At 68.1% G+C, this 13,796-nt stretch carries 9 protein-coding genes and 1 tRNA gene; 5 read left to right on the forward strand and 5 right to left on the reverse strand.

Going from position 1 to position 13,796, the window contains the following annotated elements:
• Window positions 1-102: 102 nt before the first annotated feature.
• The 3 genes from RIE08_18110 (at window position 103) to RIE08_18120 (ending at window position 4,311) form a co-directional block, all read left to right on the forward strand.
• Complete coding sequence (locus RIE08_18110) at window positions 103-1,689, forward strand: AMP-binding protein (protein MEQ8719522.1); 1,587 nt, start codon at window positions 103-105, stop codon at window positions 1,687-1,689.
• Window positions 1,690-1,711: 22 nt separating this feature from the next.
• Complete coding sequence (locus RIE08_18115; protein MEQ8719523.1) at window positions 1,712-3,436, forward strand: SulP family inorganic anion transporter; 1,725 nt, start codon at window positions 1,712-1,714, stop codon at window positions 3,434-3,436.
• 89 nt (window positions 3,437-3,525) lie between these two features.
• Window positions 3,526-4,311: an alpha/beta hydrolase gene (locus RIE08_18120; GenBank protein MEQ8719524.1), complete on the forward strand. Its 786-nt coding sequence runs from the start codon at window positions 3,526-3,528 to the stop codon at window positions 4,309-4,311.
• 18 nt (window positions 4,312-4,329) lie between these two features.
• Here the strand turns inward: RIE08_18120 and RIE08_18125 are convergent, their stop codons facing one another.
• Together RIE08_18125 and RIE08_18130 are read right to left on the reverse strand one after the other, a co-directional pair.
• On the reverse strand, window positions 4,330-4,794 hold the full coding sequence (locus RIE08_18125) for a YeeE/YedE thiosulfate transporter family protein (protein MEQ8719525.1): 465 nt from the start codon (window positions 4,792-4,794) through the stop codon (window positions 4,330-4,332).
• Window positions 4,791-5,300 carry a YeeE/YedE thiosulfate transporter family protein gene (locus tag RIE08_18130; GenBank protein ID MEQ8719526.1) on the reverse strand — a complete coding sequence of 170 codons (510 nt, stop codon included), beginning with the start codon at window positions 5,298-5,300 and terminating at the stop codon, window positions 4,791-4,793. Before RIE08_18130 ends, RIE08_18125 begins: the two co-directional genes overlap by 4 nt.
• A 104-nt stretch (window positions 5,301-5,404) precedes the next feature.
• Here RIE08_18130 and RIE08_18135 point away from each other — a divergent pair, with 104 nt between their 5' ends.
• Window positions 5,405-5,932 (forward strand): DUF4262 domain-containing protein, encoded by a 528-nt coding sequence (locus tag RIE08_18135; protein ID MEQ8719527.1) that lies wholly within the window; start codon window positions 5,405-5,407, stop codon window positions 5,930-5,932.
• Window positions 5,933-6,014: 82 nt separating this feature from the next.
• Here the strand turns inward: RIE08_18135 and RIE08_18140 are convergent.
• A tRNA-Thr gene (locus RIE08_18140) sits at window positions 6,015-6,087 on the reverse strand.
• A 133-nt stretch (window positions 6,088-6,220) separates the two neighbouring features.
• Between RIE08_18140 and RIE08_18145 the strand changes: the two genes are divergently transcribed.
• Entirely contained in the window at window positions 6,221-6,709 is a 489-nt protein-coding gene (locus RIE08_18145; GenBank protein MEQ8719528.1) for a cyclic nucleotide-binding domain-containing protein, read from the forward strand.
• A 6-nt stretch (window positions 6,710-6,715) separates the two neighbouring features.
• On the opposite strand, the gene RIE08_18150 is transcribed toward RIE08_18145, so the two are convergent.
• Window positions 6,716-7,459 carry a metallophosphoesterase family protein gene (locus RIE08_18150; protein MEQ8719529.1) on the reverse strand — a complete coding sequence of 248 codons (744 nt, stop codon included), beginning with the start codon at window positions 7,457-7,459 and terminating at the stop codon, window positions 6,716-6,718.
• A gap of 102 nt (window positions 7,460-7,561) precedes the next feature.
• On the reverse strand, window positions 7,562-13,702 hold the full coding sequence (locus RIE08_18155) for an SdrD B-like domain-containing protein (GenBank protein ID MEQ8719530.1): 6,141 nt from the start codon (window positions 13,700-13,702) through the stop codon (window positions 7,562-7,564).
• Window positions 13,703-13,796: the final 94 nt, after the last annotated feature.

Genomic DNA, 13,796 nt, shown 5'->3' on the forward strand with positions numbered 1-13,796 from the left:
CATGGCACAAGCCTCGCCCACAGCGGCGACCTCCGCCTGATCGCAGTCGGTATCGGGCCGATGGCGAGCGGGACGCCGCCGGTAGCGACTAGTAAGTGGGCCATGCGACACGTCTATGGAGGACCGCCCGAACTCGCCGCCCTGATCGACGATCGCGGCACCTCGATGGGTGAGGAGGTGGCGCTCCACAGCGAGAGCGGCGAGCTGACGTACGGGGAGTTGCGTGACAAGGCCGCGCGCGTGGCCCGATCCCTGGGCGAACTGGGCATCCAGCCGGGCGACCGCGTCGCCACCATGCTCGAACCGGCACTGCACACCTTCGAGTCGTGGTTCGGCATCGCCTGGGCGGCCGGCACCGAGGTGCCGGTCAACACCGACTACAAGGGCGAGTTCCTCCGCCACATCCTGACGAACTCGGGGGCGAAAGCGATGGTGGTCCGTGACCGTTGGGCCGATCGCCTCGCGGGTCTCGACCTGCCGTCCCTCGAGAACGTCATCGTCGTCGGCGACACGGACGGGGTCGACCTCGACTGGCCCGTGACCCCGTTCTCGGAGATCGTCGCCTCGGACCCGACCGGCCGCATCGAACGGACCCCCACCGACCTCGCCTACATACTGTTCACATCGGGCACCACCGGGCCCTCCAAGGGCGTCATGCAGTCGAGTCGGACCATCTTCCAGGCGGCCGTCAACACGGCGATCCACCTGATGGGCGTCGGTCCCGGCGACGTGGCCTACTCGCCGTTCCCGATGTTCCACATCGTCGCCCGCAACGTGATCGGAGCAACGGCCTTCGCAACGGGCGGAAAGGTCGCCATCCGCGAGACGTTCTCGGCGGGGTCGTGGTGGGACGACGTGCGCTCCGAGGGCGCCACGTGGAGCATCTACATGGGTGCCCTGCTGCATGTACTGATGGCGGCGGACGAGAAGCCGAACGACCTGGACAACCCGATGACGCGCCTGTTCGGCGCAGCACCGGTCGAACACCTCATGGAAGCCTTCGAGAAGCGCTTCGGACTCGAGTTGATCCAGGGGTACGGGTCGACCGAACTCGGCATCGCAACGGCGACCGAACCCGGCAACCGCAAGGCCGGCACGAACGGCACGGCACTTCCCCACGTAGAGATCGCCATCCACGACGAGAACGACGACCCGTGCCCCCCCGGCGTGAGCGGTGAGATCGTGGCGCGGCCAGCGGTCGCGTCCGGCATCTTCTCGGGCTACTGGGAGATGCCCGACGCCACGATCAACGCGTTCCGGAACCTCTGGTTCCACAGCGGTGACCGGGGCTACCTCACCGACGAGGGCGACCTGATCTTCGTCGACCGGATCAAGGACTCACTGCGACGCCGGGGCGAGAACATCTCGAGCTTCGAGGTGGAAGCCGCTGTCGGTGCGCACCCGAACGTGGCGGAGTGCGCCGCCTACGCCGTGGAGTCCGATCTCGCCGAAGACGACGTCATGGTCGCGGTCGTCCTGGAAAGCACCACCGGTTTCGATGCCGCAGAACTGTTCGCGTTCTGCATCGAGACGATGCCGCGCTTCACGGTGCCCCGCTACATCCGGGTCATGGACTCGCTGCCCAAGACGCCGACGCACAGGGTCCAGAAGCACCTCCTGCGCGCCGACGGCGTCACCGACGAGACGGCCGACCGCGACGCACTGGGGATCGTCGTGCCGAGGTCCTGACGCGCCCATGAGCGGGTCACCGATGCGCCGAAGTGCCACCCGGTGGTTCCCCGGTCTCGCCATCCTCGCCGGCAGGGAGGGCCGGGGCTCGCCCCGCGACGCGCTCGCCGGCCTGGCGCTCGCCGCGCTGTTGATCCCCCAGGGCGTGGCCTACGCCGAGCTCGCCGGGCTCCCTGCCGTGACAGGGCTGTACACGACCGTCGTCGGGCTCGTGGCCTACGCGGTGTTCGGGCCGTCGAGGGTCCTTGTCATCGGTCCCGACTCCTCGCTCGCCCCGCTGATCGCGGCCGCTGTCCTCCCCCTGGTCGCGATCGACGCGAGCCCCGCCGAGGCCGTCGCGCTCGCGGCGATGCTCGCTCTGTTCGCCGGTGCGCTGTGTGTGATCGCGGGCCTGGCCGGCGTTGGGATCATCGCCGGGGTTCTCTCGCGACCCGTGCGCACCGGCTACCTCAACGGGATCGCGCTCGTCGTCCTCGCAGGGCAGCTGCCGAAGCTCCTCGGCTTCGGAACCAGCGGGGAGGTGCTGCCCGAACTGATCGACGGCCTGATCGACGGACTCCGCGACGGCGGCGTCGTGTGGGAATCGGCGGTGATCGGGGTCGGCTGCATCGCGGCGATCGAGGCAGCCCGGGCGCTGGGGACCATCGCCGTCGGCTTCGCCGTGAGCATCGTGACAGCGACGCTCGTCGTCTCGAGCGCCGACCTCGCCGACCGCGGCGTGTCGGTGATCGGCGACGTCCCGTCGGGTCTACCGACGCCCGCCTGGCCCGACGTCTCCGGCGGACAGGCACGGGACCTCGCCATCGCCGCCATCGGGATCGCGTTCGTGACCATCGCGGACACCGCGGCGCTGTCGCGTTCGATCGGGCCGAAGGTCGGTGAACGCACCGACACCGACGACGAGATCGTCGCCATCGGGATCGCCGACATCGCCTCAGGAGTCTTCGGAGGATTTCCCACAAGCGCCAGTTCGTCGCGCACCGCCGTCGCCGCCGCGGCCGGGGCCCGCAGCCAGATGGCCGGCCTCGTCGGTGCGCTCCTCGTGGCCGCTGTGCTCCTGTTCGGCGCCGACCTGGTGGCCGACATCCCCTCGGCCGCCCTCGCCGCCGTCGTGATGGTGGCGGCCGTGTCGCTCATCGACGTCGGCACCCTGCGGTGGCTCGCACGCGTCAGCCCCTCCGAGGCGGCGCTGTCCCTCGCCGCCACCGCCGGCGTCGCGTTCGTGGGTGTCCTCGAGGGAATCGTCATCGCGGTGGGCCTGTCACTGGCCGCCTTCGTACGGCGGGCGTGGCGGCCCTACGACGCCGTCCTCGGTCGTATCCGGGGCCGGAAGGGCTACCACGACGTCGACCGCCATCCGGAGGCCCGCCGGGTTCCCGGTCTGGTTCTCTACAGGTTCGACGGCCCTCTCTTCTTCGGCAACGCCGAGTACTTCGACGAGAGGATCCGCGGGATCGTCGACGATGCCGACTCAGAGGTCCGACGCGTCGTCATCGCCGCGGAACCCATCACCGACATCGACTCGAGCGGCGCCGAGATCCTCAACGACCTGATCGACCACCTGACGGGAATCGGTGTCGGTTTCGCGTTCGCCGAACTCAAGGGACCGGCCAAGGACAAGCTCGCAGCGTTCGGGGTCATCGACCAGCTCGGACCGGACAGACTCCATCCGACGATCGGCACCGCGGTCAGCGCGTACGTGGCCGAGACAGGCGTGGACTGGACCGACTGGACCGCAGAGACCTGACGGCGGCGTGTGGAGCCGGTCCCGGGATCTCCGGACCGGGCGGTCGGGTACCGTCTGGGGGCCCTGACAGGTGAACGAACGGAGCGGCGATGACCGACGCGATCGACCACGTCACCCTGTTCGGCGAGCGGAACGGGGCCCCACCCGTCGTCCTCGGCCACGCTGTGACCACAGACCGTTCCACCGTCGAACCGACCGCCGTCCTCCTTGGGAGAGATCGCCACGTCCTGACCTGGGATGCACGCGGCCACGGGGGACGATCTGCCCCCGAGGGCGGATTCTCCTACGCGGACCTCGCTGGGGACCTGCTCGCCGTGCTCGACCACTTCGAAATCGAGTCCGCGGTGGTGGGCGGTGTCAGCCAGGGGGCGTTCGTCGCGCTGGAACTCGGCCTCGCCCACGCCGAGCGGGTCGCCGGCCTCGTCCTCATCGCGTGCCAGGCCGCGACCGAACCGCCGGAGGTGATCCCGCCGCAACGCGCGGCGGTCCGGCGATGGGCGGCGGAGGGGCTCGACCACGCACACGCCCACTGGATGGCCGAAATGAACTTCGGGGCCGATCACCCCGGCAACCCGGCCTGGGTCGAGTACTGGATGGCCCGCGACGGCAGTCTCTACATCGAGGCGTTCGAAGCACTGTTCAACCGCCCGGATCGTCGGGCGGATCTCCGGCGGGTCAGAGCTCCCGCTCTCGTCATCCGGGGTGAGAACGACGGATGGATTTCCGCCGAACGCGCCACGGAACTCGCCGACGGGCTCACAGGCGCTGGTCCCCTCGTCACCATCCCCGGGGCGGCCCACATCCCCACGCTCACCCATCCCGTCGAGGTGGCCGCCACGATCGGTTCCTTCCTGGAGGACATGGACACGCGCTGACCGACGACGGCGACCCCCTCAGCGACCCGAGGCGACGATCTCGCGGTGCTCCCCGTCGCCGGCAGGAGCGAGCCCCGCCGAGGTCTGGACGTCGCGGATGTACAGCCCGACGAACAACCCGACGACCGCGATTCCGCCGTAGAACGCACCGGACGCGAGCATGGCCAGCGCCGGAGCGGGGCACGTCCCCGCGAGCGCCCATCCCGTCCCGAACAGGGCGCCGCCGATGATGTGGTGCCGTTCGACCTTCGAGCGCGAGAGCTTGAGTTGCCCGCCATAGATCGTCCTGAGGGACCGCCGGTCGAGGATCATCAGCAGCGGCAGGGACACGCCGATCGCGAGCCCCATGAGGAGGAAGACGTCGGGCTCGTCGAGCCGCAGCGTCTTGTGGATGGTGTCGTACTCATGGAGTTGGGCTGCGACGAGGACGAATCCGAATGCGGCGCCGAAGACCCCACCGACGAGGTTCATGCGCAGCTTCATGACTTCACCAACACACCGTCGACGAGGTCCAGATCGCCGAGGCTCGTGAGCGACGTGAGGATGAACGTCACGACGACGGCCGTTCCGACGAACGTCGCGGTGGCGGCCCAACTCGCCGGTGACCGCTGGGCCGTGCCGCAGATCCCGTGGCCCGAGGTGCAACCTCCGGCCATCCGGGCGCCGTACCCCATCACGATGGCGGCGAGGAAGACGACGATGGCGATGACCGGTTTCGACCAGCCTGCCTCCTTCATCGCGTCGTAGCCGGTGCGGGCGTCCACGCCCGCACCCAGTGCCGCCGCCAGCATTCCCCCGGCGAAGATCCCCCCGAAATACCACACCCGCCACGACACGGTGTCGACGTCATGGCGGGCCGCCTTGATCGTCTGGAGATAGGCGCCGCTGGCGCCGAGCGGCTGGTTCGCCACGACGAACAGTCCAACCACAAGTAGGCCGAGGAGCGGTCCCGTGATGTACCACTCGAGTCTGTCGGGGAGGAGTTCCATGGCGACGATCCTCCACCCGCGTCGTGACTTCCGCAAGGGCCAAGGTCCCCCGCCCGTCGCCAGACACCCGGCACACCGTCACACCCCGGCGACACCATGGCCTCATGTGCAGAATCTGTGACGGCTACTCCGATGAAGAACTCACGCGGGAACTCGACCTGGCCATCCGGGTCCACGGCTTCACACGGGTCGGCGTCGAGAACCCCGACGGCACCGGGTGGACCTACACCATCGGCCTCGCCGAGAACTGCGGCCAGCCCGACCTGGTATGCATCGACGTCGAGCCCGACTTCCAACAGAGGCTCGTGCAGGCCATCGCCGCGACGGTCGTGGAAACGGGATCCCCACCGGATGCCCGGTCGCTCGCCCAGCTGGATGTCGAGCTGGTGCAGGTCCACCCCCGACACCTCGACGGTGACCTCGTGAATCTCTGGGCGGAGCGCTATCGGCGCAGACCGGGCGAGGGAGACTTCCTCCAGGTGCTGCCGGGTTCGTCCCACTTCTGCGCGTGCCACGCCAGGGCCGCACGACGCCTCGACGACCCGCGACCGGTCACCACTCCAGGCCCCAACCGGGCTCAGCGTCGAGCCCGGGATCGCAACTCTGGGAGGCACGGCCGCCCACCCCGCTGAGCGGGGCACCCCCATTCCCGGCCGGATCGCCGGGGAACTGGCAGGCGGACGGTCCCGGAGGGTACACAGCTGTCGAGTCGAGAGCCCGAGGTCGGAATCGAACCGACGACCTATTCATTACGAGTGAATTGCTCTGCCGACTGAGCTACTCGGGCGACGGCGACTCACGTTACCAAGCCGCGCGCACGGCCCGACCCTCCCGTTCACACGCGACAAAGAGCGGGCCCGCCGACAGCTTCGGGTCAGCTTCGACAGTCGTGGAACGGGCGAACCGCTAGCGTCGCCGCGATGACCTCGCCGCTGCTGCAACGCTGTCAGGGCCTTCCGGTTCTCGAGCTCGCCGAAGGCGAGACCCTCGTGACCGAGGGCGGCCGCACGGGGCGTCTGTTCGTCGTGGTCGACGGCACCTTCGAGGTCTCCTTCGCCGGGTCACGGATCGCCATGATCACCGAGGCCGGTACCCCCATCGCCGAAATGTCGATCCTGTTGGACACTCCGCACGGGGCCACGGTCACCGCCGCACGACCGTCGAAGGTCCACGTGGTGGAGGACGCCGCGGAGTTCCTGCTCAGCGACCGCGAGATCCTGCTCGAGATCTCACGCGTGCTCGCCCGACGTCTCAACCGTCTCGTCGGCTACCTCGCCGACGTCAAAGCCCAGTACGGCGGCGAGGACGGCCACCTCGGTCTGGTGGACGAGGTCCTGTCGCAGCTCACCTTCGGCGAGCAGGCCACCGTCGAGCCCGGCTCCGAGCGCGACCCGGACCCGCTCTACTGAACCGGCTCAGGCCCCGGCGGGCACCCGCGGCGGCCAGAGCTGTTCGGTCCCCTGCCGTTCGAACGAGAACCACTCCGCGGACCCCGCGTCGGTGTCCACCACGACGTGCGCCGGCAGTGGGCCCATCTGGCGACCGGCGTTCATGACCCAGGTCTCGCCGATCCGCCCGACCCAGTCCCCGCCCTCCTTGAAGGGTGAGTCGTGGATGTGCCCGGTGAGAACGAGATCCGGCTGGTGCTTGTCGATCCAGGCGTTCAAGTCCTTGTCGCCGATATGGCGTTTGCCGATCCAGGACACGGGGGACTCGTCGGGCGGGTAGTGGTAGACCCAGATCCACACGGGTGGCCGGTCGACGGCGTCCTTGTCGAACTGGGCGTCGACGTCGGCCCGGGTCGCCGGACCGTCCCACCACGGACAGATCGTGACCCTGACGTCGCCGCGGTCCAGGCGACCCCAGTCCACGTGGGCGCCCACCTCGTCGGCCGTCTCGATCCACGGTGCGCTCTTCTCGTCGTGGGAGTTGCGCGCCGTGAGATCGTGGTTGCCCGAACAGGCGATCACATCGGTCACCGCCGCCATCTTCTCCAGATAGGTCCGGATGACCACGATCTGGGATTCGAGCGGAACCGACGACGACAGGTCGAGATGGTCCCCGGCCAAGACGACCGCGTCGAACTCGGGGGCCTGGGCCAGGATCCAGTCGAGTTGGGGCAGCGTGTAGTGCAGGTCTGACGCGACGAGGAGTTGCAAGGCCCCGAACCTACAACGCAGCACCGATGCCAGCTGCGCCGGCTGACGGCAGTCTGAACGACACGGCCACGTCGACGGCCACCTGGAACCGCTCGCGTGGGGCTAGCCGAAGAGCCTCCTACGACGTCGACCGAGCGCGAACAGTGCGAGCCCGGTGGCGATGAGAATCGCCGCGAGCGTAACGGCCGCCAGCGGCGAGGCGCCGGTGAAGGCGAGGCCACCGCCGACGTCGCCGTCGGGTCCCGGCGCGACCTGCGGGTCATCGGGGGTGTCGGTGGCGGGCCCGACGGCGTCGTCGGGTTCGGGTGAGGGAGTCGGCGCGGGCTCGTCGGCAACCACGCCCACGTAATGACTCGGGTCCGAGTCACGCACAGGGAGCAGCGGGAACCTCGCCATCGCGCCGACCGTGGCCATGTTTGCGTACTGGCCCTCGACGACGACGCCGGTCGCGACGCAGGTCACCGTCTCACCCGGGGTCATGACGGCGATCACGTTGTCGCCGTCGTCATCATCGTTGAGCGGATCGCACGAGATGTCCTCGTCGGGGATCTGGTTGTCCGTGACGGTCACCGAGAAGAGATTCGTGTTGCCTGTGTTGGTGACGACGTAGGTCCACGTCACAGTTTCACCGACGACGAGTTCGGGACCGGTCGGCGAGTCCGCGTCTTCACCGTTGGTCGACTTCTCGATGTCGATGGCAGGGGATCCGCCGAAGTAGTGAGAGGGGTCTTCGTCGGTGACGTCGTCGAATGGTGTCTCCGTCTCGGGGTCGATGATCGGCCCGTAGGAACCGGGGTCGGTCGGGTACGTCGCGGGGTCCGAAGGGTCAAAGGAGGGATCGGGCTCGGTCGGCAGCGCGGGTGATCCGATCACGTCGGCGAGGTTCTCGTACGAGCCGACCACCGCAGGAGCGCTCGCCGTGCAGATCACCGACTGGCCGGGCAGGAGCAGATCCACCACGTTGTCGCCACCCGCGTCGCCGTTCACCGGGTCACACGAGATGGCCGCTCCGTCGAGTCGATCATCGGACACGACGACAGCGCTCAACGCCACATTCCCCGTGTTCGTCACCACATAGGTCCAGGTCACTGAGGAACCGGGGGCGACGACGGGCCCGGACGGGTTGTCCGCGTCCTCACCGTTGGTCGACTTCTCGATGTCGATAGACGCCACCGGAGTGAAGTAGTGCGACGGATCGTCGTCGACAACGGGTTCGGACACCTCGCCGGAATCGTCATCGACGATGTCGCCGTAATCGGCCGGATCACTCGGATAGGTCCCCGGATCAGCCGGATCGAACCCCTCACCGGGAGCAGACGGATACGCCGGCTGACCCTCGACATCGGAGAGGTTCTCATAGAGCCCCTCCACCGCGATCCCCGTCGCCGAACACGTCACCGACTGGCCCGGCACGAGCAGATCCACCACGTTGTCGCCACCGGCGTCGTCGTTCACCGCAGCACAGGAGATGTCACCCTCAGCGATCACATCGTCGGACACGACCACACCGGTCAACGCCACATTGCCCGTGTTCGTCACCACATAGGTCCACGTCACCGTCGAACCCTCGCGGGCGATCGGCGCCTCCCAACGGCCGTCGGCATCGGTGCCGTTGGTCGCCTTCTCGATGTCGACCGACGGCGTGTACCCGAAGTAATGCGACGGATCCTCGTCGGTGGGTGCCTCGAGGATGCCAATCGGCGCGCCGTCGGGATCCACGGGATCACCGGTCGCGCCGGCGAGGTTCTCGTAGACCCCCTCGACGGCGTCGGCGGTGGCGGTGCACGTCACCGACTCGTCCGGGCCGAGGAGGTCGACGAGATTGTCGTCGTCGGTGTCGCCGAGTGCCGATGCGTCGCAGCTGATGTCCGTGTCGTCGAGCCGGTCGTCGGTCACGGCGACGTCCGCCAGGTCGACGTTGCCGGTGTTCGTCACCACATAGGTCCAGGTCACAGTCGAACCAGGCGCCACGAACGGGCCGGGCGCATCATCAGCATCGGTGTCGTTCGTCGCCTTCTCCACGTCGATGGAGGTGGCAGCGCCGAAGTAGTTCGAGGGGTCGGCGTCGGTCGGGCGCTCCATGAGCGTCGAGTCGGGGTTCTCGATCGGGACACCGTCGGGAGTCACGGGACGGCCCGAGACGTCGGCCTCGTTCGAGTACTGGCCTTCCTGCGCGGACGCCGTCGAGCCGGCCTCGTACTGCCAGGTCTCGTCGAGATCGAGGATCCCGTCGGTGTCGGTGTCGCCGACGTTGAAGCCGCCGGAAGTGACGGGCATGATCGTGCCCGCTCCCGTGGAGAGATCGTCGCCGGTGTCCCCCGGTGTGCCGGCGTCGTCGACGATCACGATGTCATCGAGACCGACATTGGCGCCTGCGGGGATCGTCACGACGTAGGTCCACGTGATCGTCTCGCCCGGCTCCACGTAGAAGCCGGGTGCGGTGTCGGCGTCTACCCCGTTCGTGGCCTTCTCGATGTCGATGTCGGCGACCGCCCCGAAGACGTTGGCCGGGTCCGAATCGGTCACCGGGATCGGGTTACCGTCGCCGTCGAAATACGGCGAGCCGTCGATCCGGACGAGTTGGTCGTAGGTGCGCTCGTCCCAGGGGATCTCAGGCAGCACCGGGTCGGCCGTGACGTCGGCCACGTTGGTGAAGACGCCCTCGGTGGGAGTCGGGACGGTCTCGGCTCCGTCGACGAGTGCAAGACACGTCATGGTCTGGGGCGTGTCGGCGGTGTCCTGGCTCGCGGGATAGAGAGTCGTCTCGGGGCAGTCGATGGCAACGAGGCCCGGGAACTCCGTTTCCAGGTCGCCGTCGTTCAGCGTGACGTTCTCGAGGACGACGTTGCCGGTGTTCGTGACATCGAAGGTCCAGCCAACGTCCAGCCCGAACGGCACGTAGACGCCCGGCGCGACGTTGGCGTCCTCACCGTTGACGAACTTCGTGATGTCGATCGCCGGATCGGGCCGCCACAACCCGGCGTCGAAGGTGATGTCTGACTCGGTGAGGTCCACCGGCACCTCCCACAGCTCCTCGTACTCGCTGCCGAGCGCTGTGACGAAGTCACCGAAGTCACCGAGGTCGCCAAGGGTAGTCCCGATCGGCGAAAGCGGAGCGATGTCGCTGTCGGAGGCGTCGTCGGTCGCGTCCTTCGGCGAGACCACATAGGAGGTCGGCGGCGCGAAAACAAGGACGTACTTCCCCTCGGGGAGGTTGTTGAAGATATAGCGACCGAGGTCACCACCCGGGTCGTCGGTGACGGTCCAGCTGACGAGCGTGTCGCCAGCGGTATACCCGCCGCTGGCGTCCTCGTCGACGAACAGCCCGACAGGCACGCCGGCGACGCCGTCCTCTTCGAGGTCCTGATCGCCTGCGTAGTCGTAGTCGAACCAGACGAAGTCGCCGAGCGTCAGCGGGAGGAGCTCCTGCACCTGAACGTCGACCGGTGGCGGCGCCGAGCGGTTCCGGGCGTCCGACACCGTCGACTTGGCCGCCCACCCGAAAGCGTTGGTTGCGATGTCCAGCGGCGCTGCACTGGTGGTGGCGCGCATCGGCCACGTGAAGTCGAAGGAGTCGTTGACCGCGAGGATCCCGTCATAGGTGATCCTCACACCTGTGATGTCGGTGGATGGCGTCGGGAAGTCCGTGGTCCAGCCGGCGGGCTGGCAGCCCGGCGGGGAGGGCAACGGCGGCTGCGGGGCAGTCGGATAGAAGTCCTCGCCGCGACATGGCTCGTCGACCGTCGTGTACTCGATGATGAGCGGGTCGGTACCGGGATCGATCTCCCCGACCAGGTTCACGTCGAACTCTGACCCCCGTGCGGACACGGCGCCCGTCGTCTGGTTGGGGACGATGAACGTGTCGCCGACCCGGGGGAACAGATCGATCACGACGATGTCCTCGAGAGGCACATTCCCGTCGTTGGTGAGCACGACCCGGTAGTCCACGCGATCGCCCGGTCGGGTGCAGCGATCGAGTCCGAAGCTGACGTTGTCGACGAGAGCGTCGCCGTAGATCTCACAGGTCGGCTCCGAGGGGAGATTCGGGCCGGCAACGAGCTTCTCGGAGCTCATCACGACGAAGTCGACGATCTCGGCGGTTCGGGACGCCCTGCGCACCTGGTCGTCGGTCGCTGTGTCGTCATCGACGTCGTCGACGTCGGTCTGCCAGGTCCCACTGCCCGCTGTGGATGTGAACCGCTGTCCCTGACTCGTTCCGTCCAGCGCGTTGGTGGTGACCCAGGCGTCGTTCGTGAACGACTGGGGCGGCGTGAACTCCGCCACGTCGGTGTCGAATGTGACGGTTATCGCCTCGCCGAGCGCCAGGTCACCGCTGAACTCCCACAAGAGAAGCTGCTCGCCGCCGCGATCCTGCGTGTCGTCGGTCACGTCCGTGCCGGGAGTCGCCCCGACGTCGAGGTTCACCCCCGCGGGCGCCGTTGCCGTGAAGTTGTACGGGGCACTCAGGCCGGCGCCCGTCAGGACGGGGACGAGGTCGGCGATCACCGGGTCGGGCAGGACGGCGGTACCCCCGTTGGCTCCTCCGGCGAGATTGCGAATCGTGATGGCCCACGTGAGCGTGGTGGTGACGTCGGCGCTGGACGGACGCACGGTGTCGTTGTCGATGCGGTTCCCGACGCTCGTCACAGCCTTGGTGATCGAGACGTGGGGCTGGGGGTCCTCCACCCGCACCGTCACGGTGGCGCAGTCATCGGTGTCGATCGTGTCGCCCAGCGCGTCGACGGTGGTCCCCCCGAAGCAGGCCGTGTTGGGAACCGCCTCGTTGGAGTTGGTCGCCAGGTCGAAGGTGCCTCCGGAGCGACCCGGGTCGATGAAGTAGCCCGTGAGGGTGATCGCCGTGGTCGGATCCCAGTCGGCAGGCACATCGCCGTACTCGACCGTGACGTCGACGACCGTGGTGGCCGCCGATGTGGGGTCGATGTCGGGCGTCGTCACCGTTGTCGGCGCCGTCCCGTCGGATGTGCGGACGAGCGATCCGCCGCTCTCGAGATCGAAGGTGAAGCGGACGTCGCCGTCGTTCGAAGGTCCGGTGGGGCCCGACGCCCAGGTGCCGAGCGAAATGCTCGTCACCGCAAAGTGGTCGGGGATGGTGTCGGTCAGGGTCGCGTCGAGGATCGTTCCTCCACCCGTGTTCGCCGGCGTGATCGAGTACGTGACGACGCTGTCGCCCTCCCCGTCGGCGTCGTCGAGGTCGACGTAGCCCCGCGACGCCGACTTCGCAACGTCCGCGACACCGGGCGTCGGGTTGACGACCTCGATGGAGCGGGAGGCAGTCGTGTCGAATTCCGACCCGGCCGGCGGCGTGCCACCCGCCTCGACGTCGTTGGACGTCTCGAGGGGTGGCACGAGGTCGGCCGGGTCGATACCGGTGAACCGGATGGTGACCGTCTCGGACAAACAGGTCGCAGCCGGGATGGTGACGTCCCCGAAGTCCCACGAGACCGTTCCGGACGAACCCACCGCCGGCGTGGTCGGTGTTGCGTTGTTCGCGCTGGCACTCACGAACTGGGCCTCGGGCGGCAGTGTGTCAGTGAGCGTCGCCCCTAGAAGATCACCGTCGAGGGGACCGAAGTAGGGGTCCGCCGGGGCGACGTTGCAGATCTGCACCGTGTACGTGGCGTCGGTGTCCTGCTCCACGCTCGCGGGCCCGGTCTTGCGGGTGTCGAAAGCCGTCTTGGCCCTCGCGGTGGCGACGACCTCCGCGACCGCACTGACCGGACCCCCGTCGAAGACCCCGAACTGCGCCTGGTTGGTGACGATCGTGTTGTCCGGAGTGATTCCGGGCGGAAAGCGAAAGGTGAGCCGCAGGAGTGCGCTGTCACCGGCATCGAAGCTGTCGTCACCGAACACCGCCACCCAGTCGTCGATGGTCACATAGGTCCCATCGTCGGCGGCGGCGACAGGAACCCCACCGTTGGTCGCCCCCACGAAGACCATCTTGGCGGTTGCGCCGTCGATGTCGGTGAAGGTCGGAATCGTGTCGCGCAGGTCGAAGGAGTTGCAGTCCGAGGGCCCACCGGTGGTGAAGCTGCAGCTGGGAGTGACGTCGAAGTTGACCTCGCCGCCCGAGGGGAATGTCCCGTCGCCGTTACGGTCCGCGTTGACGAGAGACACCGCCTTGCCGACCGATGGTTCCGTCGCGCCTGCGGGCGACATGGAAACACCCGCCACGACGGCAAGAAGAGCAGCGGACACGATGAGGGCGACAACGCGGGCAGGCACGGGACTCCGATCGGAAAACGGAACATCATCCGCCCGTTGTCCCCGACGCGAGCGCCGGCGACCTACCCCGACGATGATTCAAACAGAGGCGGAG

The sequence above is a fragment of the Acidimicrobiales bacterium genome (assembly GCA_040219085.1).
GTDB lineage: Bacteria > Actinomycetota > Acidimicrobiia > Acidimicrobiales > JAVJTC01 > JAVJTC01.